The following is a 23,578-nucleotide window of genomic DNA, read 5'->3' as shown; positions in this document are numbered from 1 at the left end:
CTCCTCGGGAATTATTCGTGAATAATCTGGCGCAGCTGAGCAAGTGTCTGCTCCTTTGTGCCACTGTTGTCTATGATTCTGTTGCAGTGAGCTCTGAAGCTCTCCTCACTGCGTTGTGTACTGATTGTTTTTGCGATTCGTTCTTTGGAATATCCGCGAGTCTCCATAAGGCGTTTTTCCCTTACTTCCTGGCTTGCATAGATATACCACATCTCATCCACAAGTTTACCATAACCGCATTCTATGAGCAATGCAGCTTCAAAGAAAAAATACTCTATATTGTGTTTTTCTTTCTCAGCTTCCACTTGATTTAGTACTTCTGTTTGTACTGCTGGATGTACTATTCCATTTACTGCCTCGCGAAGACTGTTGTCAGCAAACATAAACTTTGCCATCTTAGGTCTGTCAATTTCACCCTGAGAGTCTAAAATGCTTTCTGGCCATGGCAATGCCACTACCTTATCAAAGCATTCTTTTCCAGGCCTCATTAAATCCGCAGCAACTAAATCTGCCAGTAAGACCTTACAATTAAAATTTTCCTCTAGTAAAGAGAGCACCGTGCTTTTTCCAGCACCGATGCCCCCTGTAATGCCAATAAATTTCATTAGTGTGCCTCTGCCCAATTCATTCCGGTTTTCATATCGATTTCCAAATCAACCGCCAGTGAAGCAGCATGCTCCATCTCTTCTGCAACAAGCTTTTCAACCTGTGCCTGCTCGTCCTTGAATGTCTCAATAAGGAGCTCATCATGAACCTGAAGCAATAGCTTTGATTTAAGATTCTCTTTTAATAATCTGTCATGAACATTTACCATGGCAATCTTGATAATATCTGCAGCTGTACCCTGAATTGGAGAGTTCATAGCTACTCTCTCGCCAAACTGTCTTGTCATAAAGTTTGAGGATTTAAGCTCTGGGATTGGGCGACGTCTTCCGTACATAGTAGTAACGTAGCCCTTTTCATTGCCCTCTGCCTTTAATCCCTCTAAGAATTCATGCATCTTTGGATATGCAACAAAATAATTATCGATATATTCCTGAGCTTCTTTTCTGCCAACTCCGATGTCCTTTGCAAGACCGAACGCACTGATTCCATAAACGATTCCGAAGTTTACAGCCTTAGCGCTGCGGCGCTGAATATCTGTAACCTCATCAAATGGTGTGTTGAATACAAGTGAAGCTGTAGAACGGTGAATGTCCTGTCCAGCCTTGAACGCCCCGATAAGATTATCATCCCCAGACATATGTGCCAATACTCGAAGCTCTATCTGAGAATAGTCAGCATCAATGAATACGCAGCCATCCTTTGGATAGAACACCTTGCGGATTTCACGGCCAAGCTCCATTCTAACTGGAATATTCTGGAGGTTTGGCTCAGTAGAGCTGATTCGTCCTGTAGCTGTAACTGTCTGCATAAATGTAGAACGAATTCTGCCGTCTGAATCTAAGCAATTTGCAAGACCATCTGCATATGTGCTCTTAAGCTTTGCGAGCTGTCTATATTCCAAAATATCATTAATGATAGGATTTGCAGGAGCAAGCTCTTCAAGAATATCTGCTGCTGTAGAATAACCTGTTTTGGTCTTCTTACCGCCTTGGACTCCAAGCTTTTCAAACAAAATCACACCAAGCTGCTTAGGAGAATTGATATTAAACTCCTCACCAGCCTGCTCATAAATGCTCTTTTCAAGCTCTGTGATACGCACTGCAAGCTTGCTTCCATATGCTGATAGGGCCTCAGCGTCCATTGCAATACCTGCTATTTCCATATCAAACAATGTGTAAACTAAAGGAAGCTCAATATCCTCGTAGATATGAAGCATTCCCTGGTCTTTAATTTCAGAAATAACCTTTTCGTATGATGCATAAGCTACATAAGCATTGTAACAAGCATAGGTTGTAATATGCTCAAGCTCTGAATCATCTTCTAAGGCTGCCTCAAGCTTTTTCTTGCCAAATAAATCTGCCACTGCAGGGATGATTACGCCAAGCATCTCGCTTGCCACGTCATCTGCTGTGTATGCATTCTTTGTAGGGTTTAGAAGATATGCTGCCACTGCAACATCGCAGGCAGTTGGGAATATTTCAGCCTTTCCACCATTTGCATCTACCTGCGCTTTTTCCTCTGTAGAGAAAAGCTGATAGATGATGTGCATTGCATTCTTTAAGTCCCAGAAGCAAAGCTTCACGCCCGCCTTGCTGATTTCTACAAGCTTGTGACCTAGATAATCAGGAGTAATAAAGCCTGCGCAATCAACATAAACAGTCTCATCACCTACAGAAAGAGCAACGCCCTTTATAGATTTATCTGCACCAGCCATAATGCTTGCACCGATAAAGTCTTTTCCACTTTTGCTTAAACCTGCAAAGAAATTTTCCACATCTGATAAATCAGAAATGTGCTTAAATGTTTCCGATGTAGTATCCTGCACCTTTGAAGTATCAGTGTTTTCAAATCTTGGAAGAAGCTTTTTAAGCTCATAGCGCTTGCAGAGAAGATATGCTTCCTCTGTAAATAAGTTTTCAAGCTTTGTTGAGCCTTCCTCAAGCTCTATTGGAGCGTGTACGTTGATTGTAGCAAGCTCCTTTGATAAAACTGCAATATCCCACTGAGCAATGAAATTATCAAGGACCTTGCCTTTTTTCATTTCATCCACATGGGCATGGCACTCTTCGATTGAGCCATACTGAGCAATCCACTTTTCAGCTGTCTTTGGACCAACGCCTTCAACGCCTGGAATGTTATCGCTGGCATCACCCTGAAGTGCCTTTACATCTATAAACTGCTTTGGTGTAACACCATAAACTTCCTTAACATCAGCAGCGTAATACTGCTCGATTTCGGTGCCACCTTTTTTTGTCTTTGGAATTGAAATCTTTACTTTGTCTGTAGCAAGCTGAAGAAGATCTCTATCTCCGGAAACGATAGTTACGTCGAATCCCTTTTCCTCACCAATTCTAGAAAGAGTTCCAAGAATATCATCTGCTTCCCAGCCCTCTAATGTGATTACAGGCACACCCATGGCTTTAAGCATTTCCTGAATACGTGGAATCTGTTCCTTTAACTCTGGAAGCATTGGCTTTCTAGTGCCTTTGTATGCATCATACATTTTGTGGCGGAACGTTGGAGCTGAAACATCAAATGCAACAGCAAAGTTGTCAGGCTTTTCGTCGTCGATAAACTTGAGCATCATATTCAAGAAGCCAAAAATGGCTCCTGTATGCTCTCCCTGACTATTTGTAAGATCTGGAACACCATAGAATGCGCGGTTAGCTATACTATGGCCGTCAATCAGTAATAATTTTCCCATTAAATGTCTCTTGTCTCCTTAGCAAGCCATGCATTTTCCTCATCGGTTAGGTATGGCTTAAGTGTCTCACGAACAAATGCGTGATATTCGTTAAGAGTCTTCTTTTCTGCCTCTGTCATCATCTCTGGAATAACTGGATCAAGGTCGATTGGACAAACTGTAAGTGACTCGAAGTGACGGAAATCGCCGTACTCTGTTGTCTCACCAGCTACGCAAAGAAGCTCATTTTCAATTCTGATTCCGAAGCCGTCTTCGATATAAAGACCTGGCTCGTCAGTTGTAATCATTCCTGGCTGAAGCTCTGCAGCGTTCTTGCCCTGTGGAACTCTCCAGCGGAAGTTGTTTGGTCCCTCGTGTACATTGAGGATGTGACCAACGCCGTGACCTGTACCGCAACGGTAATCAAGTCCCATATCCCAAACTGGACCACGTGAAAGTACATCAAGGTTTGCTCCTGTAACTCCCTTAGGGAAGTTTGCAGCCATAAGTCTTAAGTGACAACGAAGAACTACTGTGTAGTACTCCTTCATCTGCTGTGTAAGCTCACCAAGAGCGATTGTTCTAGTGATATCTGTAGTACCTTCAAGGTAGTGGGCTCCTGAATCAACAAGAAGGAATCCTTCTGGCTTAAGTGTTGCTTCTGAGCCTGGCTTAGCGCTGTAGTGCATCATTGCAGCGTTTGGACCATATGCTGAAATTGTATTAAATGATAAATCTACAAAGTGCTCCTGCTCACGACGTCTAGCTTCAAAGTAATCTGAAGCTGTGATTTCTGTCATTGGCTCCTTTGTAATGTTTTCTTTGATGTATTTGATAGCCTTTGTGCAAGCTACACCATCTTTGATGTGCGCTAATCTTGTGTTCTTAATTTCTGTCTCGTTCTTAACTGCACGCATAAGCTCTGAAGGGTTCTTACCATCAATAATCTTTGCTGAGCCCTTTAAAGCCTTAACGATGTTGTAGTTAACGATTTCCTGATCAAGAAGGATGTTTCTGTTAGCCATATCAGCGCTCTGCATGTAGTGGTAAACCATGTCGTATGGATAAAGCTTTACGCTGTTGTCGTTGAGGTATCTCATAGCCTCCTCTGGCCAATTTGTTGTGTCTGTAAATAAGATTACGCTATCATCTGTAATAAGAAGGAATGAAAGGAAAACTGGTACGTTTGCAATATCATTTCCTCTGAGATTAAGGATATATGCAATATCATAAAGGCTTGTTACTAAGTGTGCATCTGCCTTTTTCTTTTTCATTTTTTCGCGGATGCGGTAAATCTTTGCCTGCATGCTCTCACCTGAGAACTCATCCTCAAGTACCCATGTTGTAGCCTTTGGAAGCTCTGGTCTGTCTTCCCAGATAATATCAACTAAATCCTCTGTTGTAGCAAGCTCACCGCCCTTGTCCTGAGCAATATCAAAATACTTTGCTGCATTCTTTGCTGATACGCATCTGCCATCAAATCCGAGACATCCTCCCTCAGGGAAGTTCTTCTCGATAAATTCTTCTACCTCTGGAACCTTTGGCTCACCCATTTTTTCAAGGATAACCTCTGAGCCTGCAATCTGCTTTGCAGCCTGTACAAAGTAACGTCCATCTGTCCAAAGATGAGCCTCTGTCTTTGTGATAACAGCTGTTCCTGCTGAGCCTGTAAAGCCTGTCATAAAGCTACGAGCCTTAAAGTGCTCTCCTACATATTCTGATGAATGGAAGTCGTCTGTTGGAATCAGGTAAAGATCGATTCCTCTCTCATTCATTAATTCTCTAAGTTTTGCGATTTTCTCATTTGTTGTCATTATCTCTTTTTCTCCATATTACTTTTTTCTTCATTGAGCTTTTGCTCTTTTTCATTTATGTCTTCTGATGTTTCATCAGAGATTTCTTCATCATCCTGCTTGCTTGTATCTATTGATTGAAGCATATTGACGAAATACTGGCCTTGTTCAGAAAGCTCCTCTTCCTCCCAGTCAGCTGTCTTGTCGCAGTCTGAACTAATCAAAGCAGAACCCTCTGCCTTATTTGAAAGATTCCAGATGCAAGTTGAAAGCTGATACTCATCAATAATATCCTGCCATTTAGCAGCTTCCTTTGTATCAACAGAACCATCGCCATCAGCTGAAACAAAGCCATACTCAGAAATGAATACTGGAAGGCCTGCATCTAAAGCGTCTGTAAGGGTATTTCTAGCGCTGGATTTGTGTGTGCCTGCATAGAAATGATATGTGTACATGATGTTGTCATAATCAAGTGGAGCTTCCACAACTGAATCAAGGTCACTAGACCAGTTTGGAGTACCGACTAAAATCGCTGCATCACTATCCACATTTCTGATTACAGGAATTACTTCATCCGCATAAGCACAAATATCTTCCCATGTAGTGTCACCGTTTGGCTCATTGCAAATCTCGTAGATAACATTTTCGTTGTCTTCGTATTTACGAACCATCTCTCCAAAGAACTGAATAGCCTGTGCTTTGTATTCATTTGGATTGCTATCATTTAAGATATGCCAATCGATGATGACATACATATCGTTTTCTGTTGCAGCTTCGACTGCAGCATCGATGTTGTCCTTTAATGTATTTTGAACATCCTCTCCTGCCACGCAATAGCCATTGTAATCGCTTGTGTACATAGCAAGGCGGATAACATTGATTCCCCAGTTATTTCTAAGAGATTCGATAGTCTCTGGTGTGACATATTCCGGATACCAGCTAAGACCATGTGAGCTAACACCCGTAAGCACTGCTACATCGCCTGATTCATCTACAAGCTTGCCATCCTCTACATGAAGGGCTCCATAATAATCAAGTGAAACACCTGTAGTAGCTGCTGAAGTCTCTGGCTCTTCTTCAACAGGTTCTTCTGGTTCTTCTGGCTCTTCTACCTTTTCTACCTCTTTTTCAAGCTCTTCCTCTTTAGCAGTAGCCTCCTTAACCTTTTCAGCTTCCGGCTCCTCAGCAACCTGCGGCTCCTCTTCCTGCTTTGCAGTTAATTCCCAAGGAAATACCACACTGCCCTTGGCATAGCTTACTCCAAATACTCCAGCGATAATTGCTATCGCAAGAATTATTATTAACAATACTGTTCTGAATTTCTGCTTTTTTGAAACCATACCATTCTCCTTATTTTTAATTTAGTCGAAAGTTACAGCAGCCTCTCCATTGTGAGCATACTGAATATAATCATAGAGGCGTGAACTGGTTAAAAGATCTGTAGCCTCAAGGTCAAAATCGTAATCAGCAAAATCTACTTCTTCGATAAACTTATCTAACTCTTCATTGCTAAGTGAGTTTACATATTCTTTTATTTCTACAATTGTTTTTCCTGTTAAATCGTACATACATAACCTCTTTTCTATAAAACATTCTTCTTAAGATTATAGTACATTCTCCCCTTTTAAAAAAGAATGTTTTTGTTGTGAAACTCATTGTAGTCTGTTATCATATATGATAACATTATAGTATCGAATTGGTGGGTAGCTAATGAAGGAAAGATATTCAGATGGAATCATTTCATCTCAAGCCATAGCAGCCCGGCGTTCCATTGCAAAGCAGCTTAAGGACGCACGCAAATCCCTGCATCTCACGCAGGAGGTTTTAGCTGATATGGCCGGCACGAAAAAATCAAATATCTCCCGCATGGAAAGCGGTAAATACAATCCCTCATTGGATTTTCTAGTGAAGGTTGCAAATTCTATGGGTAAAGAAATAAACATACACTTGGATTGATAGGAAATTGTTATGAGAAAGAAACCAAAGCTTGCCAAAAACATTGATAAAGACGTTGTCTTATGCGAAATTACAAACAGAATAGTATCAAATCGTACTTCTAATCTACTTCTTCATGAATCAGTACCTTTTTCAAAGAACTGGCACCGAGTGCCATTCTTCAAGCGCAGAACTTACAATGGAGCCAGAAACGTCTGTGTTATTTCAATTAGTCGTACACAATATTCAAGAGCCCGCCGTGTCCTTAATCTTCTAGAAGACCGTGACTACAACAGACTCTTACTTAACATCATTTAAATTAATGCCAGGTTCAGTTGAACCTGGCATTTTATTTAATCTCTATTTCTTATTAATTTATATATACCTATTATAATTCCTCGTATCAGGGCATATATCAAGAACATCAGCATAAAGCCCCACACGCCAAACACGATATCCTCAAACTCCATTGCTCCTGAGCCTGTAATCTTTTGCTCGATTTCGATGGCAAAGGTAAGAAGAAGAATTAACGTAAATACGTATATCCAACTGATTACAAGAACGTGACCTGTTTTGGCCAAAAGTGAGAAAATTGGCTGAACAATAAAAATCATAGCCATGCCAATTGCGCCAATCACAAGGAAATGTAGCTCTTTATCTGTGAAATTTGCCTCATATGCATCATTCAGAGAAAGAAGATATGTGTGCATGTCGTTAATAAAATCCAAAATAGCGTATAAAAAGGTGTTCATAGTATCTCTCCTTATGTTAGAATAATCCCTAGAAGCTTAATTATAAGCATACGTTCGGGAGGTAATCAAATGGGAAACATCATCGTCGCACAGTCGGGCGGACCAACTGTGGCAATCAACGCCAGTCTTGCTGGTGTTATCGAGGGAGCCTTGTCTTCTAAATACGACAAGATTTACGGTTCCATCAACGGAATTATCGGCATTAAGGATGACAACATCATCGACTTAACCGAAACAATAAAATCTGATTCTAATTTTCTAAAAAAACTTAAAGTTACTCCAGCCATGTACCTTGGCTCATGTCGTTTCAAGCTTCCAAGCGTCACTTCAAACGACCCTATCTATAATACCCTATTTCAGCAATTTAAAAAATATGATATCGAAGCATTTTTCTACATCGGTGGAAACGACTCCATGGATACTGTAGACAAGCTTTCAGCATATGCAAAATCAATAGAATCTCCTATTAGGTTTATCGGTGTGCCAAAGACTGTAGACAACGATTTGTGTGTAACAGATCATACTCCTGGTTTTGGTTCAGCTGCTAAATACATTGCTACCACCACTATGGAGGTTATATATGACGCTAAAATCTACAACTCTCCTAGTGTTACTATTATAGAAGTAATGGGACGAGATGCCGGATGGCTTACAGCTGCCACATCTCTTGCAAGAAATAACTGCTGCTGTGGACCAGATTTAATCTATCTTCCAGAGGTTCCATTTAACACAGAGGTATTTGTAAACGATTTATCTCGTCTTTTAAAGGAAAAGACAAATATAGTTGTAGCTGTATCCGAGGGAATTCGCGATGCTAATGGTGAATATATCTCTGCATCTACAGGCCAATTAGACAACTTTGGTCACGCACAGCTTTCAGGTGCTGGCAAGACACTTGAATATATTGTAAAGGATAGACTTGGCGTAAAGGTTCGTTCAATAGAAGTAAACGTTTTACAAAGAGCTGCTGCTCATATGAGCTCACTTACTGATTTAAAAGAATCTGTAGAGCTTGGTAAGCACGGAGTGCAGTATGCAGAAGAAGGTGTAACAGGTGCAATGGTAGTTCTTAACCGCACAAGTAACGCACCATACACTGTAGACTACAGCTATGCTACTATCCATGATATTGCAAACGAAGCAAAGGAAGTTCCTCAGGAATGGATCAATGAAAGCCACAACTGGGTTACAGATGAAATGGTAGAATACCTCAAGCCTCTAGTAATTGGGGAGCCTGAGCTTGAATACGAAAATGGCCTACCTGTTTACGTAACAAGATAATTTTGCACATTTCACAAAATTAACACTTACATTTTGTTGAAAATCATGTTATCATTGCTGACGCAACAAAAGATAATATGGTTTAATTGGAAACGCACATCCTCCGGATGATAACGAACAACACATGTAATTTTATGTATTATTCATTATCAGAAGGAGGATTTATTATGCCTAAAAACAAATTTCAAGACGTAGTATTAACTATAATTATGGCCACTATTATGGTTTACGGAATGGTGGTTTACAACGTTGCCTTAAACACAGGTGGAGTAACAGGTCAGACATTCTTTTTAGCACTCCATGAGCTTCCTATCATGGTGCCTATCGCATTCATCCTTGAGTTTTTCATCGTTGGTAAGCTTGCACGTGCCCTTGCATTTTCTGTAATGAAACCTACTGACAGACCTCAGTTCATTACATACGCTATCTCAATTTGCATTTGCTGCATCATGTGCCCAACAATGAGCCTTGTAGCTACTATTCTTTTCAAGGACACTCACACATTTGGAACATGGATTCAGACATGGGCTATGAACTTCCCAATGGCACTTCTTTATCAGTTGTTCTATTGTGGACCATTTGTAAGACTTATTTTCAGAACTATATTCCGTGAGAAGAAAGTAGAAACTTCTAATGAAATCGAAGCTGTTGAGGCTGCGTAAGATTTATAGGGAATAAGATAAGAGCTGTCACTTTTAAAATGTGGCAGCTCTTTTTGTTCTTGCTTTTGAGTCGCAGCATGTGGGGTTGTGGCTGTTCTCTTTTTACATGCCGCTATTTAGGGCTAGATTTTTCTATAAATAATTATTATTCTGTTTCAAAGGTATATGTATCAGATATTGTTAATCCATCGTCACCTTCTATAGCTACATTAACAGTAACACTTTCTGCTGAAGATTCAGCAAAACCAACTCCTACAGTATATTCTGTACTTGTTGTTCCATTTTCATCTGCAACAACAGGTGTATTTCCAAAAGAAGATGTAACTGTTGTTTCCACACCATTTGTTTCCCTAGTATTAGGTTGCACTTCCTCTGTTCCAACCTCTGCACTTGTCATAATATAAACAGCTGCTGTTGAATTATTTAATGTTTGATATGAGCTTGCGTCTTCTGTCGCCTTTACTAATACAGGTATTGTAGCTTTTTCTTTAGCTGGATCTGGCATACCTTCAACAGAATCACTCATCACTGCGACATATCCATTTGTACTTGTTATGAGTGTATATACACTATTAAGATAATCCTTTTCCCATGCGCCATATGTACCTGCTGTTTGTCCCTCATATATTCCTATATGAATACCAGAACTATCGCTTGTGGTAAGTGTACCAACTTTTTCCAATCCTTCTAATGCTGATCCCCCACCAGCTGCATCATCTGCAACTATAACAACTGAACCGCCTGTGGCTGCTGCCCTCTGCTCTGCAATTGCGATAGACTGTCTTACAGCCCCGTAATCATTTGTTCCTAGATAAACAGCAACTCTATATACATCAGGAGTGATTACTATAGAATCGTTAGCAAGGCCGATTACTGTAATGCCAGCTTCTGCGCAAGCTGCAATTGTTGTGATATCTCTGCCGACGGCTTTACCTTCCGTTGCATAGTGTCTATAGTAGCTTAAAATATCAGCACCAAACTGGGCTTTCAAATCACCATATGCACTAGCGTATGCCGCAGGGTCGAAGTCTGCGCTACCTGTTCTTCCTTCAAACACGCCCTTAGTACAGAAATGATTAAAGAGTGCTTCATAGCTATCTCCGTATTGTTCAACTACATCAGGATTTTGCTCCTTATAGTATTCATAATCAAAGAAGCTCTTTAATATCTGAGCATCCTCATCAGTGATTATTCCATAATGAACAAGTTCTGGAAACTGTGCCTGTGTCAAACTAGCTGCACTAACCTCAAACCCAGAGAATGCCACCATTGCCACCATGGCAATCGCCATTGCAAACCCCAAAACATTTTTTCTATTCATAGACTGTCTTCTCCTTTCCATCTTTGCCTTGATGCAAAGATTTTGCTACGAATGAGTTGACTGTTAGCATAGATGGAATTAGTGAAAAAACTGCGAATAATCCGTGCTCCCGGGGGATAGTTTTAGTATAGGTATCAGAACAGAAGCCCACAAATTCAATATTTCTTTACCTATCCCAATTGGAAAGTGCTAGAATTATTTCATGAGAAAAAAGATTGCATTTACAAGTATTTTAATAGGAATATTGTTCTTTTTAAACAGCTCACAGTACCTATCCTGGTTCTATATTTTGAACCAATGCAACGAAGGAAATTATGTTGATTTTATTGGACAATTTTTAGGAAAGATTTTCCAGGCACTGGGTATTCTATTATTCTGCGGATACGCGTATTTCGTCAAGGAAAAGCCATCTAAAATAATCGAATTCTCCATCCTTATTGCTGTCAATTTTCTGCTCACTGTTGTAACAATAATTCCCCAGTTCAGGGATGGTATTGAGTTAACAGGATTGCTGATGAATATAGCGATAGGTCTGCTATACGCATGGTATGTGGCAATAATAGTAGATATTATTGATAAAAATAACTATGGTCTCACCTTTGGTGCCGGTATAGCCCTAAGCTGTGTCTTTTCCTATATTCTTTACTTTTTCGACAAAGATTATAGCTTTATTACCAGTATACAATGCCTGTATTTATATGCATTGATAAGTATTGGCGCTACTGTCCTATATGTGCTGACCTTGCATTCTTACATAAACACAACCAGACTTGTGGAGCAATCTTCTACTTATAAAGTTACCAGCCCATTTGGCAAAAATTACATTTTAATTATATTTTCTGCCCTTCTGTTCGTAAGTATTGTTAACGGACTGGGATTTTTCCAACCTAGCAGCGATATCTCTTCCTTCCATATAAGTGTGGAGGCTATGAGGTTGTTTTACACACTAAGCTTGGTTATTGCAGGTATCCTTAATGATAAAAGCCGTGGGCTGGGATTCATCCTTTGCCTTGTGGCATTATCTTTTGCATTCGCATTACCAATTATGCATGACAATACTGCAGGTGTTTATGTGACTTGGGTGCTTGCTTATGTGTTTATTGGTTTCATCTCTGTATGTCGAACCGTAATCTTTTTAGATATTGCAAAGGAGAATAACAAGTACTATTTAGCTCCAATTGGCCTTTTTATAGGTCGCGTTGGCGAACCAATAGGCATGCAATTCAGGTTTTGGCTGGCAAACAACAATGCACTTTTGCTTGTTGTTATTTCCATTTTGTTTGCCGTAACAATCGTACTGTTTGCAATACCCTTCGCACAGTTTTATGGAGTGAATACTCGTTCAGATGAAGAGATTGATTATCATGGAGTTTTTATTGACAGATATCAGCTATCCTCAAGGGAAGTACAGATTCTTGATGAATTACTATCTGGTAATGCTAACAAAGAAATTGCAGCAAATCTGTATATTACAGAATCAACAGTAAAGTTTCATGTAAAGAATCTAATGAAGAAGACCAACTGCAAAAACAGAAATGAACTTATAAAACTCTATAACACAGAAAATCGACTTAACAAGTAACACACCTTTCGGTGTAGTAATCTAACCTCATTTGGCGGTTTTATTATTTATGTCATCGAAATCTAATAATTCAAAATCAGTTACAGGCATAGGTTTATAAAAATAATATCCTTGCATTCGTTCGTAATCTATATTTAAAAGAAATTGAGCCTGTTCTTTGGTTTCGACACCTTCAGCAATAAAGTTGAATTTAAGCTGCAAAAGCATTTTGATTATATAGTTAATAATGATTTTGCTTTTTTCTTTGTTCTTCTCGTCCTTTAAAAAGATGTAATCTAGCTTTATTCCGTCAACAGGAACCTCTTTAAGCATATTTAATGAAGAATAGCCACTACCAAAATCATCCATTTCAACAATAAAACCATATTTTTGAAGGGCAGTAGTTGTTTTTAGTAGAAGCTCAGTATCTTCAACATATGCGCTTTCAGTAATTTCAATCCTTAGCTGCGACGGAGCGATATTATAATTTCGTACCATATTGTTGAAATAGTCAGCAATGTTGTTATTTTTTTCAATGTCATAACGTGATAAGTTTACCGAAATGGAATGTTGGATACCTTTTTCATTCCATCTATGGAGGTCTTGACATACTTTATCCCATATTAAGCAATCTAAATCATAGATAAGCCCTGCTTGTTCCAACATAGGTATAAATATGCCAGGACTTATCCAGCCTAACTTTTCGTGCTTCCAACGGCACAATGCCTCGGCACCAACTATTTTGCCTGTCTTATAATTAACTTGTGGTTGGTACCATACTTGTATTTCATTATTCTTTACGGCTGTTGAAAAATGACCACAGATGTCGGCAACCATTTTACCTTTTTCCCATTGGTCAGTATTGTATATTTCATATCCCCCACCTGAGACAGAATTGTGAGCTTTCTTTTCTGCTAAATGGGCATAATCCAACATCTTATCAACATTAATATCTGAGTAATCATCACTTGTTAGAACGTATACACCACTGCATAACTGGACTGTATAGTCGATACCCTGATTTATATAATAGTTTTTTACAGGTTCAAATACAGTCTTTTCTTGATTGAAAAGATTATTGTCATCTGGAACTAGAGCTAAAACTGCAAAATGATCAGCCCCTATTCTTGCAACAGCTTCTTTTTCAGACAGGTAATTCATTGTTTTATCAGCCCAGAAAACTAAAAGTTCATCACCTGAATTCATACCCATTTTATCGTTTATAAATTTAAAGTTTTTAATATTGTTATAAGATATTAAATACGTTAAAGTTGGGTTCTCCCTTAATAGCGTTTTAACTTTTTTACGAAAACCATCAAGACTTAAGGTTCCAGTAAGAGCATCATACTCAATTAATTGGCGGATTTGCTCATCTTGCTCTTTTCTTATTGCATATTGTTTTGAAACGAAATGCAGAATAATAAAAACCAATAATAATCCAAATATAATGATTAGATTGCCATAGATATATAAGTAGTCAAAGAAATCATTTTTATACAGACGCCGAGATGTATAATCCAATATAATCGCCTGACGTTGATTATCATTAATCTTAGAAATGCCCAAATTAATCTGGTTTATTAGCTCCTGACTTTTGGGGGTATCAACAGCACCAACTCTAAAATCCATTGAGAACATTGTTGTTGGTTGAACTTCTAAATCTGAATATGATGGTTTTTGAAGCACATAACTCCATACATAAGAGTTGTAAAGTAATGCGTCAACATCACCTTTTCGAAGAGCATTCACACAATCAGGCATAGTTTCATACAAAACAAGATTCATACTTGGATACAAAGTGTGAACAGTATCAGCAACACCTGCCATTGATTGTAGCATTCCAACCTTTATTTGTTCTAAAGATTGAATGTAACCGCTACTCAAAGTGACAAGCGTGAAAGGTGTTGTCATAAGATTATCTGATACGATTGAAGGTTGTCCTGAGGTACTATTTATAGAACTGCCAAAAGGCATTACCAAATCATAATTAGGGTTGTCTAGTGCGTCTTTAAGTGATGATTCTTCTATGATCTTAAAATTCACATTATAACCAGCATTTTCTGCCGCAAGACTCATTAAATCAATTCCAATACCTACAATATTTTTAGACGAATCATCAGTATAAAAAAGAGGGCATCTATCTGAAGGTACACCAACTATTATGGTTTCCTTATCGGCCAAATCTGTAGCCAAAACTGCCCCATTAAACATGGAAGCAATCATTAATGAAATAAGTAAAAGCACTATTATATTAATTTTTGGAAATGTCTTCATATTAAATCAACCCTTGTAAAATTAACATTATTTAATAAGTAGGTTTTACATGGTTCCAAACAATCCACCCACTATATACCGTATCTATGTAAGTGTAGCAAATATTTATGAATACTTTGTTAATTACCAGTCTGATTAATTCGTCCAATGAAGAATTGAAGAAAAGATTGAAAGGTTTTCGGATATAATTACTGTTGAAAGAAAAAAGAGAGGATGCTGCAAGCTTTGCTTCGTCTTGCAGCATCCTCTTTATCTACACGCTGATATATAGGAACTAGATTCCCATATCTTACTCCCCAAATCCTTATATTAAACTAACTACTAGCTAGCCTTCTGCGCTGTCATAACTCCAACAATTTTAATAGTATTTCTCGCTACAAATACTGTCTTAACTCCCTTTTGCTGAAGCTCTTCAGCTCTCCTAAAAAGATCCTCTGGACCTGTGCATATAATGATTTCACCTATCGCCATTTCTCATGCCTCCCCTTGGCGTATTTTAATGCTTGTTGTTTGCGCCACAGCGCAATTTGTTAACAACCGAACGTCTTTAATGATAGTACCAAATCCATTGTTTGTCCATTGCTGAAATGTGAACAAATTGTGAATTTGAGATTATAATTAAGAAGAGCCTCTATCATTTTGTATGACAGAGGCTCATTTTTTTTACAAACTGGAATTATTATAAGTTCATGCCCGCATTTTTTTGTCGCGTTTTTCTTTCTTTAATCATTTGCTTGTACTGTGCCAAGCTCATCATTTTCTTTGGGCGCTTTGTGTATTTGATTTTAAGTTCCTCTGGCTTGTACATCTTCATGATGCCAGTGTATGTGATAAGTGAGCCGTCAGACTTTGTAACACATCGTCTGTTTATATGGATATGATAGTTTGAAACCGAACCGTTAATGATAAGCTCTGCAATACCCTTATCATCGCTGATTTCACCACTGTTAACCTTTGCCTGAAAGGTGTAAATATCCATAATCATGCTGGCTTTATCTTGAATTTTCTTTTGAGCCTCTTTAGCAGCCTGGATAGTCTCCTGATCTGGGGCTTCTATTGTAAATCTATTACCCATTTCCTTATTCCTCAAAAACTTCAGTCATTTTATCACAATTTACCCACAATTTAAAGATGCACAATTATCCTTTAATTCTTCCAATCAGATAACATGCTCCAAATAGAATGCAATCTACCGCCACAATTGTGGAACCTACTGGTGTGCCTGCAAGTATAGAAATAATGATTCCTGCAAGAGCACAAATCATTGATGATACTGCCGAAAAGATTGTTACACTTTTAAAACTCTTCAAAATGCTCATAGCTGACAATGCCGGGAAAATTACCAAAGCAGATATAAGTAACGAGCCCACCAAATTCATTGCAAGCACAATTATTACAGCAATTACTGTGGCAATAAGCAGATTGTAAAGATTTACCTTTGTGCCTACCGCATTGGCAAAGTTCTCATCAAATGTAACTGCAAAAATCCTGTTGTAAAACAATATGAAAATCAAAATCACTATAACAGCAAGAATTCCACAAGCCCATACATCAGCCTTTGTAAGTGTAAGGATAGATGTTGAGCCAAAAAGTGTTGAGCATACATCACCAGATATATTAGCTGATGAAGGGAAAAGATTCATAATCAAGTAACCAAATGCAAGTGCTCCTACTGAAAGCATAGCTATTGCTGCGTCGCCTTTTATTTTCGCGTTTTGGCCCTTTCTTAGCAAAAGGATAGCAAACAGAATTGTCAGCGGAAGTACGATAATCATCTTGTTTGTAAGCTGAAGAACTGTTGCTATAGCAAGCGCGCCAAATGCTACGTGTGATAATCCATCTCCAATAAATGAATATCTCTTAAGAACGAGAGTTACCCCTAAAAGCGATGAACAAAGAGCTATGAGCACACCTACAATCAACGCATATCTTACAAATGGGAATCCCATATACAAAATAAGTTTATCTAACATGACATTCCCTCCATATCATTAACATTTAAAACTCTGGTTGCATAGTCTTTTACAGCAACCATATCATGGCTAATCATGATAATTGTAAGCCCCTCATCGTTAAGCTTCTTTATAAGCTGATACATCTCCTCTGTGACAATAGGATCAAGGCCAGCTACTGGCTCATCTAAAAGCAGTACTCGTTTTGTTGCACATAAAGCTCTAGCAAGAAGTACACGCTGTTGCTGCCCTCCCGATAGCTCTCTATAACATCTGTCCTTTAAATCTTCAATGCCCATTCTTTTAATATTTTCCATAGCTAAGGCTTTATGTTCCTTAGTATAGAAAAACTTTTTCTTTAGGCTATTCTGGCAACCTGAAAGAACAATCTCAAATACCGAAGCAGGGAAATCCCTTTGAACTGCTGACTGCTGTGGTAAATAGCCGATTTCATTTTGAATAAGACCATCCCCAAACTCAATGCTGCCGGAAATAGGACTTTGAAGCCCCAGCATAGTCTTCATCATTGTGGACTTTCCCGAGCCATTCTCCCCGATAATACAGAAATAATCTCCTGCATTAATCTCAAAATTAATATCTGAAAGAACTGCCTGGCCTTCATAGCCGACGCATAAATCCTTTGCTGTTAAAAGTGCCATATTGCCTCCTAATTTAGTCCCTGACTAAGTATATCCAAATTTCCTTCCATCACTGAAAGATATGTAACGCCTGCTGCTACATCTTCTGATGTAGTAGACTGCATGGAATCAAGTGTAAGAATCTGAGCATCCTTAGCTGCTGTGTTTTCAATAATAGTTTTAGCTATTTTTTGATCTGAGTTTTCTATCGTAAATACGGTATTAAGATTAAGCTCATCCACCTTTCCTGCAAGGAAAGTGACAGTTTCAAAGCTGGCCTCTGTCTCTGCTGAGCAGCCAACGAATGCAGCATAATAGTCAATACCATAATCATCTACTAGGTATCTAAATGGAAAACGATCTCCAAAGAGAACTGTTTTTACTGATGCTTCATCAATTGCAGCCTGGTACTTTTCATCAAGCGCAGCAAGCTCCTCGATATAAGCTGCTGCATTGGCTGCATAAGTATCTGAGGTATCAGCATCTACTGTTGCGATAGCCTGTTCAATGGCATCCACAAGAACCTGCGCATTCTTCAAAGAAAGCCATACATGCTCGTCGTACTCAACCTCTTCCGCTTCACCTTCTTCAGCCTCAGCTTCTTCCTCTTCCTCGGCCATCATTCCTTCTACTACTTCCTCTTCCTTTACAGATGAGCCTAAAACATCAAGAAGATTTACAACCTGCATATCTTTATTGGTAGCCTCTGAAAGAGCATCCTCAACCCACTCATCAGACTCACCGCCAACATAAATAAACACATCACATGTAGCGATTTTCATAATGTCCTCTGCCGTTGGCTGATAGTTGTGAAGATCCACACCATTGTCCAAGAGCATTGTTATATCAACATTGCCATTGGCGCCAACGATTTCTTTAACCCAATCATACTCTGGGAAAATAGTGGTCACTACAGAAATCGTATTATCTGAATTTGTATTATCCACTGATGAATTATTTTCTGTGCTTGCACCACATCCTGTAAAAGCTGAAACGCCAAGTGTTGCAGCTGCAAGTAAAGAAATTATTTTATTAGTTTTCATTTTTATTATCTCCATTCTTAAAAAATTTTACCAAAACAGAACCTGCATTGTTTCAAAATGCAGATAAAATGACAATAATCTTTAAGAATCTAGTCTTACCTTTTGGGAAATCAATGTAGCCTGAATAGACTCAAAAGAATAGTCCTGGAAAGCTTCTGTTAAAAGCTTATGTATGAATAGGACTACCGCAGCAACTATCAAGCCTGTACCGAATGTTTTTAGAGCATTCTCGCATTGTTCCAAAATAGAACAAACAGGACAGTGATTGCTATCTTCACAGTGATGTGATACATGCTCAGAAATATAAATATTAGAAAAGAACATCATAAATAAAGCAGCTGCGATAGCTACTGTAGCAATTATGATACTTTGAAAATTGCTGTTTTTCATGATTACCCCTTTCCTAATTAGACAAATCTAACCAAATATCACTGTCATGATACTTATTACTAGATACTTTGTCAATTTGCAAAACTCCACATTAAAAGCCAAAAATCAAACTAAAAATTTTGTTATTATTTCTTGACATATGAATAGCTGTTCAAATTAAAGAATTAGTTGTTAGAATATTCACACAACTGCTGAAGTTTTATGATATTATACTAATAGGATTTTTTGAGCGAAAACTAGAATTTAATGAGAGGAGGCTCTTTTATGTACGACTACATAGCAATAGAACGTAAATATGGTAGTGGTGGTCATGAGATTGCAGATAAGCTTGCAAAGAAGCTTGGATATCAGCTTTACGATCGAGGGGTTGTTGTTGAGACTTGCAAGCGAATGGGACTTCCTTATGATCAGGTTTCTGGAATGGACGAGCAGACTCCTGTAAAAGCTCTTTTTAAGGCTTCAGGAACTGACAATACTTCCATGGAAGAAAAAATCTATAATACTGAGGTAGAAATCATTAAAGAAGCTGCCGAAAAGCCTGGCTGCGTTTTTGTTGGTCGCTGTGCAAGTGAAATACTAAAGGACAAAAAATGCCTTAAGGTTTTCATTACAGCAGACGATGCTTACCGTATGAAACGTGCAATTAACGTGGAAAACATTGAAGCTGACAAAGCTGAAGAAGTTATGAAACGTTTTGACAAAAAACGTGAGAAATTCTTTACCACACATTCAGGATATAAATGGGGCTCCACAGACTACTTCGATCTAGTTCTCAATGTTAGTGAACTAGATGAAGAAGCCTGTGTTGCAATGCTTGAAGCATTAGTTAAGTTTTAAATATGCATCAATTCCACATTTTAATCTATCAAGGCCATCCTGTAGGGTGGCCTTTGTGCATGCCACATTCATACGAAGGAAATTGGCACCTGTGCCACCATAAGCTGTACCAGCTGATAGGTAAAGACCTGTTTCTTTTCTAATAAAAGCAGCAAGCTTATCGCTGGAAATATTTAAAGTTGAAACATCAATCCACAAAAGATATGTAGCATCTCCTCTTACCACATGAAGCTGTGGAATGTTGGCATCCACATACTCTTCTACAATACGTCTATTTTCAAAGAGATATTCTCTCAATTCATCAAGCCACTGCTCACCCTTTGTGAAGGCGACAACTGCTGCATGTGCTGCAAAAACATTTGGCTCAGCAACTTCGTCAGTATTGATTCCACGCCATACCTTATGTCGAAGAAACTTGTTTGGAACAAAAATGGCAGCTGTCTGTATACCAGGGATGCTGAAAGTCTTTGTAGGTGCGATGCAAGTGATGCTGATATCCTTACATGTTTCTGACACCGAAGCAAATGGCACATACTCCTTGCCTGGTGCTGTCAAGTCACAGTGGATTTCATCTGATACCACGGTAACCCCATACTTCTTTGCTAGCTCTCCCACCTTGGCCAAATCTTCCTTTGACCAGATTTTGCTGACTGGATTGTGTGGGTTACAAAGTACCATAAGACTAGCCTGTGGATCAGACATTTTCTCTTCAAGGTCTTCAAAGTCCATCGAATATACGCCATCCTCGTATTTCAAAGGATTCTCTAATACTCTGCATCCGTTATTCACAATGCTATTGAAAAAGATGTTGTAAACTGGAGTCTGGATAATAACCTTTTCATTTGGAGTAGTAAGCTTTCGTACAATTGATGAAAGGGCTGGAATTACTCCTGTACAAAACATCAGCCAGTCTTTTTCAATTTTCAGACCATGACGACGGTCCCACCAGGAAATATAAGCCTGATACCAGTCATCGTCTACATCAGTGTATCCAAACACACCATGTGCCACACGTTGCTGAAGCGCCTCTATTATTTCTGGGGCGGTCTGAAAGTCCATGTCTGCTACCCACATAGGAAGCTCATTTTCCTTCACGTCCCATTTCATGGAATCTGTACCACGTCTGTTTATCTCAACGTCAAAATTATATTTACCCATAATTATCCTAAATCCTGTCATAATCAAAATCTTCGCTATGCTCGATTTTAATTATGAATTCTCCACTCTACGACCTCTTCCTTTTTGCCTACTGCCTGGCATTTGATAATAGTCTTTTCAGGATCAACGAAATCCTTTTCTACAATCAAAGTCTCGATTTCAGGTGCTGAAATAGTACCGCTGATTGGGTTAAATACGCTATCAATCTTGTTTGTAATCTCTGCATCGATATTCTTTGCATACTCGAATGAAAGTGTAGTATTGATAAGCTTACAATTTTTCATTGTAAGATTGTCGATGTAGCAAAGTCCCTGGAGACTCTCGATAGTACAATTTACAAATGTAAGATTCTTAGCATTCCATCCAAGGTACTCACCGCAGATGTATGAATCATATACAGTAACATTCTCTGTATTCCAGAATGCATCCTTTGAAAGGATAACTGAATTTCTGATAGTGATATTCTTGCCACCATCAAATGAATAGTTACCATCAAGTCTGAGATTATCAATTTCGATGTTCTCAGAGTTCATAGCAAAGTAATGTCCCTTTGCTGTAACATCCTTGAGATTGATGTTCTTACACATCCAGAATGTTTCTTCTGCATTTGTGAGATCTACATTATTAAGTGTAACTCCATCACATCTTCTGAAATTCTTTGGAGCTGTGATAAGAGAATTCTTGATTTCGATATTGTTTGTGTACCATACACCAGAACGAGCCATCTCGAACCAGTTACAGTTTTCTACCTTTACATTGTTTGAATACCAAATTGGATACTTCCACTTAAACTGAGAGTGGTATACCTCTATATTTTTGCTTTCCTTTAATGGTGACTCTCCCTCATCAAAGATAGAGTCGTAAATAACAGCATCCTCAGCTGCATAAAGGGCTCTCTCTCCTTTGAAAAATTCCTGTCTATATTCTTTCATATTACTATAACCTCCGAATTCATACTTATAATACTTCCTAAAGTTAACTTTAGGTCAAGGTATGTTTTCAATTTTATTCACGACATATATTCTAACATCTAAATTTGATTTTGTAAAATTAAATAGTACGTCTTGATGTCAAAATTCTGTTAAATATCATTATAAGATTGATAATTCCGTCGGTAAGTAACACAATTCCAAGAAATACCATATACCATCCCAAAGTATCCTTTGGCGCTACCAAAATGAATCCTCCCAATATAATGAGGATAGAGATTTCAGCTATAAGCTTTATCTTTTCCCCTCGTCTTTCCTTCTTTTCCGTTCTCTCACAGAGATTTCTAAAAGCAATGGCATTGCGGTAGGCCCAAGCTAAAAATGATACGCCAATTACTGCACTACCTATCAAGAAAATGGCATCTTCTTTTACAAGAAGCATAGCGTATACACCAACCATTCCAAGACATATATATACTCTTGCAGATTCTTCCTGTAGATTCCACTTCGCCTTGTATAAATGCCTGATAGTAACCCCTACCTCAAACACTATTACTGCAAACAAAGCCAAGCTAATGGCAGTCTGTAAAATGTATTCTGGAATGATAAATAAAACTACACTACACAGAATCATTCCCAGATAAGGAAGCCAATCCTTCTTTTTAATCTCTTCCTTTATCTTTTTAGCCTTCTTTTCATCTGGCGCTTTATCTAAAGCTGCTGTGATAGGCAGCTTCATAAAGGTCTTTACAGTCTCTTTATCAAGAGCTAAAAGCTCAATCATAATCTTTTCTATGGCGAAAGGTCCCTTCGCCACTACCTGACTGGTTGTTTTAATGCCTGCCTTATCGATAGCATTAAATAGGTCGTTAACAAAGCTTGTTCGCTTAGTATTGTTAACACTTTCAATCCACTGATTAAGAACCTGATTTATAAAAACACATCCCGGATCAAATCCATCACTAAAAAAGGCATGTCCATGATCAACTGCCCAGGATGTAGGGTCATGCTGCATGACGCCTTCATTTGTGCTCTTTACAATTACCTGTGGAATATCGTGTTCTTCAAACAGCTGTCCAAAAATAGAATACTCCGGAACATATCTGGTTGCTTTATCTTTTATTTTTGAAACACAGGATTTATCGCATACTTCCGGACAAAGACCTGGGCCATCATTCAGATACACTTGCTCTATCCACTTTTGATATTCGTCTGAAATATGTGTAGAAGCATAAAGCGCAAGATTGGCACCTTTGCTGTGACCTGCCACTATTACCTGATGTTTTTCATCGAAGGCTTCTTCCAAATAAGCTAAGGCTTTCTTTTGTGCCTCAGTCTCAGTAAAGCTTATCATGAAATCTTCCTTCCAGCCTGCCATGGTATCGTCCGTTCCACGGTATGCCACGAATCTGATTTCATCTGTTAAATCAAAGGTCATAGCAGAAAACTGGGCTGATATTGATTCATCCAATACATCCTCATGCTTTACTAAAAGCATTTCTCCGTATCTTTTAGAATCGGCAGCTAAAGTAACAATTTCTTCTCTGCCGTAGAATGTGCCCTGGATTCCAGTTTTGGCCATCACTTCATAAACAACATCCCTAAATGGTCTAGGCTTATCAAGCTTTACATCCTCAAGTATCAGATATGCAAGCTTACATAGGATAAAGTTGTCCACCTCTGTAAGTGGCTTCTCCTGAAATGAGCGGTCTTTGTACCATTTTATATAATCAATTACGTTATCCATATTATGCTCCACAGAT

Annotated in this window: 23 protein-coding genes; 6 read left to right on the top strand and 17 right to left on the bottom strand. The window is 38.6% G+C overall.

From position 1 onward, the window contains the following. Window positions 1-11: 11 nt before the first annotated feature. Genes coaE through BM102_RS01775 form a run of 5 tightly spaced genes read right to left on the bottom strand, consistent with a single transcriptional unit; the run spans window position 12 to window position 6,650 of the window. Complete coding sequence (coaE, locus tag BM102_RS01795; protein WP_090478343.1) at window positions 12-605, bottom strand: dephospho-CoA kinase; 594 nt, start codon at window positions 603-605, stop codon at window positions 12-14. Then, a complete protein-coding gene (gene polA, locus BM102_RS01790) occupies window positions 605-3,310 on the bottom strand; it encodes a DNA polymerase I (protein WP_090478340.1) in 2,706 nt (901 codons plus the stop codon). The genes coaE and polA overlap by 1 nt, the downstream gene beginning before the upstream one ends. Continuing rightward, window positions 3,310-5,103, bottom strand: a complete 1,794-nt coding sequence (locus BM102_RS01785; RefSeq protein WP_090478337.1) for an aminopeptidase P family protein — start codon at window positions 5,101-5,103, stop codon at window positions 3,310-3,312. Before BM102_RS01785 ends, polA begins: the two co-directional genes overlap by 1 nt. Then, window positions 5,103-6,422 (bottom strand): glycoside hydrolase family 5 protein, encoded by a 1,320-nt coding sequence (locus BM102_RS01780; RefSeq protein WP_090478334.1) that lies wholly within the window; start codon window positions 6,420-6,422, stop codon window positions 5,103-5,105. Before BM102_RS01780 ends, BM102_RS01785 begins: the two co-directional genes overlap by 1 nt. A gap of 21 nt (window positions 6,423-6,443) precedes the next feature. Continuing rightward, window positions 6,444-6,650 (bottom strand): hypothetical protein, encoded by a 207-nt coding sequence (locus BM102_RS01775; RefSeq protein WP_033151577.1) that lies wholly within the window; start codon window positions 6,648-6,650, stop codon window positions 6,444-6,446. 142 nt (window positions 6,651-6,792) lie between these two features. Between BM102_RS01775 and BM102_RS01770 the strand changes: the two genes are divergently transcribed. Further along, complete coding sequence (locus tag BM102_RS01770; RefSeq protein WP_033151578.1) at window positions 6,793-7,038, top strand: helix-turn-helix transcriptional regulator; 246 nt, start codon at window positions 6,793-6,795, stop codon at window positions 7,036-7,038. Window positions 7,039-7,050: 12 nt separating this feature from the next. After that, on the top strand, window positions 7,051-7,335 hold the full coding sequence (locus BM102_RS01765; RefSeq protein WP_090395304.1) for a hypothetical protein: 285 nt from the start codon (window positions 7,051-7,053) through the stop codon (window positions 7,333-7,335). Between the two features lie 35 nt (window positions 7,336-7,370). Here the strand turns inward: BM102_RS01765 and BM102_RS01760 are convergent, their stop codons facing one another. Next, window positions 7,371-7,769 (bottom strand): hypothetical protein, encoded by a 399-nt coding sequence (locus BM102_RS01760; protein WP_090478332.1) that lies wholly within the window; start codon window positions 7,767-7,769, stop codon window positions 7,371-7,373. Between the two features lie 69 nt (window positions 7,770-7,838). Between BM102_RS01760 and BM102_RS01755 the strand changes: the two genes are divergently transcribed. Continuing rightward, window positions 7,839-9,050, top strand: a complete 1,212-nt coding sequence (locus BM102_RS01755; RefSeq protein WP_090478329.1) for a 6-phosphofructokinase — start codon at window positions 7,839-7,841, stop codon at window positions 9,048-9,050. A gap of 167 nt (window positions 9,051-9,217) precedes the next feature. Next, window positions 9,218-9,712 carry a DUF2798 domain-containing protein gene (locus BM102_RS01750; RefSeq protein WP_090478326.1) on the top strand — a complete coding sequence of 165 codons (495 nt, stop codon included), beginning with the start codon at window positions 9,218-9,220 and terminating at the stop codon, window positions 9,710-9,712. 145 nt (window positions 9,713-9,857) lie between these two features. Here BM102_RS01750 and BM102_RS01745 read toward each other — a convergent pair whose 3' ends face one another. Then, window positions 9,858-11,033: a hypothetical protein gene (locus tag BM102_RS01745; RefSeq protein WP_090478322.1), complete on the bottom strand. Its 1,176-nt coding sequence runs from the start codon at window positions 11,031-11,033 to the stop codon at window positions 9,858-9,860. Between the two features lie 934 nt (window positions 11,034-11,967). On the opposite strand from BM102_RS01745, the gene BM102_RS01740 reads away from it, so the two are divergent. After that, entirely contained in the window at window positions 11,968-12,615 is a 648-nt protein-coding gene (locus tag BM102_RS01740) for a helix-turn-helix domain-containing protein (protein ID WP_207646561.1), read from the top strand. Window positions 12,616-12,642: 27 nt separating this feature from the next. Here the strand turns inward: BM102_RS01740 and BM102_RS01735 are convergent, their stop codons facing one another. The 7 genes from BM102_RS01735 to BM102_RS01710 form a co-directional block, all read right to left on the bottom strand. Next, the gene (locus BM102_RS01735) at window positions 12,643-14,868 is read right to left on the bottom strand and encodes an EAL domain-containing protein (protein ID WP_090478319.1); all 2,226 of its coding nucleotides are present in this window, start codon (window positions 14,866-14,868) and stop codon (window positions 12,643-12,645) included. Window positions 14,869-15,189: 321 nt separating this feature from the next. Continuing rightward, window positions 15,190-15,339, bottom strand: a complete 150-nt coding sequence (locus BM102_RS14225) for a hypothetical protein (protein WP_167541192.1) — start codon at window positions 15,337-15,339, stop codon at window positions 15,190-15,192. Between the two features lie 208 nt (window positions 15,340-15,547). Continuing rightward, the gene (locus BM102_RS01730) at window positions 15,548-15,943 is read right to left on the bottom strand and encodes a hypothetical protein (RefSeq protein WP_090478316.1); all 396 of its coding nucleotides are present in this window, start codon (window positions 15,941-15,943) and stop codon (window positions 15,548-15,550) included. 64 nt (window positions 15,944-16,007) lie between these two features. After that, the gene (locus BM102_RS01725) at window positions 16,008-16,841 is read right to left on the bottom strand and encodes a metal ABC transporter permease (RefSeq protein ID WP_090478313.1); all 834 of its coding nucleotides are present in this window, start codon (window positions 16,839-16,841) and stop codon (window positions 16,008-16,010) included. Then, window positions 16,835-17,479 carry a metal ABC transporter ATP-binding protein gene (locus tag BM102_RS01720; protein WP_090478310.1) on the bottom strand — a complete coding sequence of 215 codons (645 nt, stop codon included), beginning with the start codon at window positions 17,477-17,479 and terminating at the stop codon, window positions 16,835-16,837. The genes BM102_RS01725 and BM102_RS01720 overlap by 7 nt, the downstream gene beginning before the upstream one ends. 8 nt (window positions 17,480-17,487) lie before the next feature. After that, window positions 17,488-18,501 (bottom strand): metal ABC transporter substrate-binding protein, encoded by a 1,014-nt coding sequence (locus BM102_RS01715; RefSeq protein WP_090478308.1) that lies wholly within the window; start codon window positions 18,499-18,501, stop codon window positions 17,488-17,490. 81 nt (window positions 18,502-18,582) lie between these two features. Further along, a complete protein-coding gene (locus BM102_RS01710) occupies window positions 18,583-18,891 on the bottom strand; it encodes a hypothetical protein (protein WP_090478305.1) in 309 nt (102 codons plus the stop codon). A gap of 264 nt (window positions 18,892-19,155) precedes the next feature. Between BM102_RS01710 and BM102_RS01705 the strand changes: the two genes are divergently transcribed. Beyond that, on the top strand, window positions 19,156-19,728 hold the full coding sequence (locus BM102_RS01705; protein ID WP_177194878.1) for a cytidylate kinase-like family protein: 573 nt from the start codon (window positions 19,156-19,158) through the stop codon (window positions 19,726-19,728). On the opposite strand, the gene BM102_RS01700 is transcribed toward BM102_RS01705, so the two are convergent. From BM102_RS01700 to BM102_RS01690, 3 genes are all read right to left on the bottom strand, one after another. Then, a complete protein-coding gene (locus BM102_RS01700; RefSeq protein ID WP_090478508.1) occupies window positions 19,714-20,886 on the bottom strand; it encodes a MalY/PatB family protein in 1,173 nt (390 codons plus the stop codon). The genes BM102_RS01705 and BM102_RS01700 overlap by 15 nt on opposite strands. A 47-nt stretch (window positions 20,887-20,933) precedes the next feature. After that, window positions 20,934-21,818 (bottom strand): DUF3737 family protein, encoded by an 885-nt coding sequence (locus tag BM102_RS01695; RefSeq protein ID WP_090478299.1) that lies wholly within the window; start codon window positions 21,816-21,818, stop codon window positions 20,934-20,936. Between the two features lie 118 nt (window positions 21,819-21,936). Then, window positions 21,937-23,562 (bottom strand): Mbeg1-like protein, encoded by a 1,626-nt coding sequence (locus tag BM102_RS01690; RefSeq protein ID WP_090478296.1) that lies wholly within the window; start codon window positions 23,560-23,562, stop codon window positions 21,937-21,939. Window positions 23,563-23,578 lie beyond the last annotated feature (16 nt).

The sequence above is a fragment of the Pseudobutyrivibrio sp. JW11 genome (genome assembly GCF_900115355.1).
Lineage (GTDB): Bacteria > Bacillota > Clostridia > Lachnospirales > Lachnospiraceae > Pseudobutyrivibrio > Pseudobutyrivibrio ruminis.
This window is presented reverse-complemented; position numbering and strand designations above follow the sequence as displayed.

Coding starts and splice junctions, on each gene's coding strand:
- BM102_RS01730 (WP_090478316.1), bottom strand. CDS start 15,943: ATGGGTAATAGATTTACAATAGAAGCCCCAGATCAGGAGACTATCCAG.
- BM102_RS01705 (WP_177194878.1), top strand. CDS start 19,156: ATGTACGACTACATAGCAATAGAACGTAAATATGGTAGTGGTGGTCAT.
- BM102_RS01775 (WP_033151577.1), bottom strand. CDS start 6,650: ATGTACGATTTAACAGGAAAAACAATTGTAGAAATAAAAGAATATGTA.
- BM102_RS01780 (WP_090478334.1), bottom strand. CDS start 6,422: ATGGTTTCAAAAAAGCAGAAATTCAGAACAGTATTGTTAATAATAATT.
- BM102_RS01755 (WP_090478329.1), top strand. CDS start 7,839: ATGGGAAACATCATCGTCGCACAGTCGGGCGGACCAACTGTGGCAATC.
- BM102_RS01710 (WP_090478305.1), bottom strand. CDS start 18,891: ATGAAAAACAGCAATTTTCAAAGTATCATAATTGCTACAGTAGCTATC.
- BM102_RS01725 (WP_090478313.1), bottom strand. CDS start 16,841: ATGTTAGATAAACTTATTTTGTATATGGGATTCCCATTTGTAAGATAT.
- BM102_RS01760 (WP_090478332.1), bottom strand. CDS start 7,769: ATGAACACCTTTTTATACGCTATTTTGGATTTTATTAACGACATGCAC.
- coaE (WP_090478343.1), bottom strand. CDS start 605: ATGAAATTTATTGGCATTACAGGGGGCATCGGTGCTGGAAAAAGCACG.
- BM102_RS01765 (WP_090395304.1), top strand. CDS start 7,051: ATGAGAAAGAAACCAAAGCTTGCCAAAAACATTGATAAAGACGTTGTC.
- BM102_RS01690 (WP_090478296.1), bottom strand. CDS start 23,562: ATGGATAACGTAATTGATTATATAAAATGGTACAAAGACCGCTCATTT.
- BM102_RS01695 (WP_090478299.1), bottom strand. CDS start 21,818: ATGAAAGAATATAGACAGGAATTTTTCAAAGGAGAGAGAGCCCTTTAT.
- BM102_RS14225 (WP_167541192.1), bottom strand. CDS start 15,339: ATGGCGATAGGTGAAATCATTATATGCACAGGTCCAGAGGATCTTTTT.
- BM102_RS01720 (WP_090478310.1), bottom strand. CDS start 17,479: ATGGCACTTTTAACAGCAAAGGATTTATGCGTCGGCTATGAAGGCCAG.
- BM102_RS01785 (WP_090478337.1), bottom strand. CDS start 5,103: ATGACAACAAATGAGAAAATCGCAAAACTTAGAGAATTAATGAATGAG.
- BM102_RS01770 (WP_033151578.1), top strand. CDS start 6,793: ATGAAGGAAAGATATTCAGATGGAATCATTTCATCTCAAGCCATAGCA.
- BM102_RS01750 (WP_090478326.1), top strand. CDS start 9,218: ATGCCTAAAAACAAATTTCAAGACGTAGTATTAACTATAATTATGGCC.
- BM102_RS01700 (WP_090478508.1), bottom strand. CDS start 20,886: ATGGGTAAATATAATTTTGACGTTGAGATAAACAGACGTGGTACAGAT.
- BM102_RS01735 (WP_090478319.1), bottom strand. CDS start 14,868: ATGAAGACATTTCCAAAAATTAATATAATAGTGCTTTTACTTATTTCA.
- polA (WP_090478340.1), bottom strand. CDS start 3,310: ATGGGAAAATTATTACTGATTGACGGCCATAGTATAGCTAACCGCGCA.
- BM102_RS01745 (WP_090478322.1), bottom strand. CDS start 11,033: ATGAATAGAAAAAATGTTTTGGGGTTTGCAATGGCGATTGCCATGGTG.
- BM102_RS01715 (WP_090478308.1), bottom strand. CDS start 18,501: ATGAAAACTAATAAAATAATTTCTTTACTTGCAGCTGCAACACTTGGC.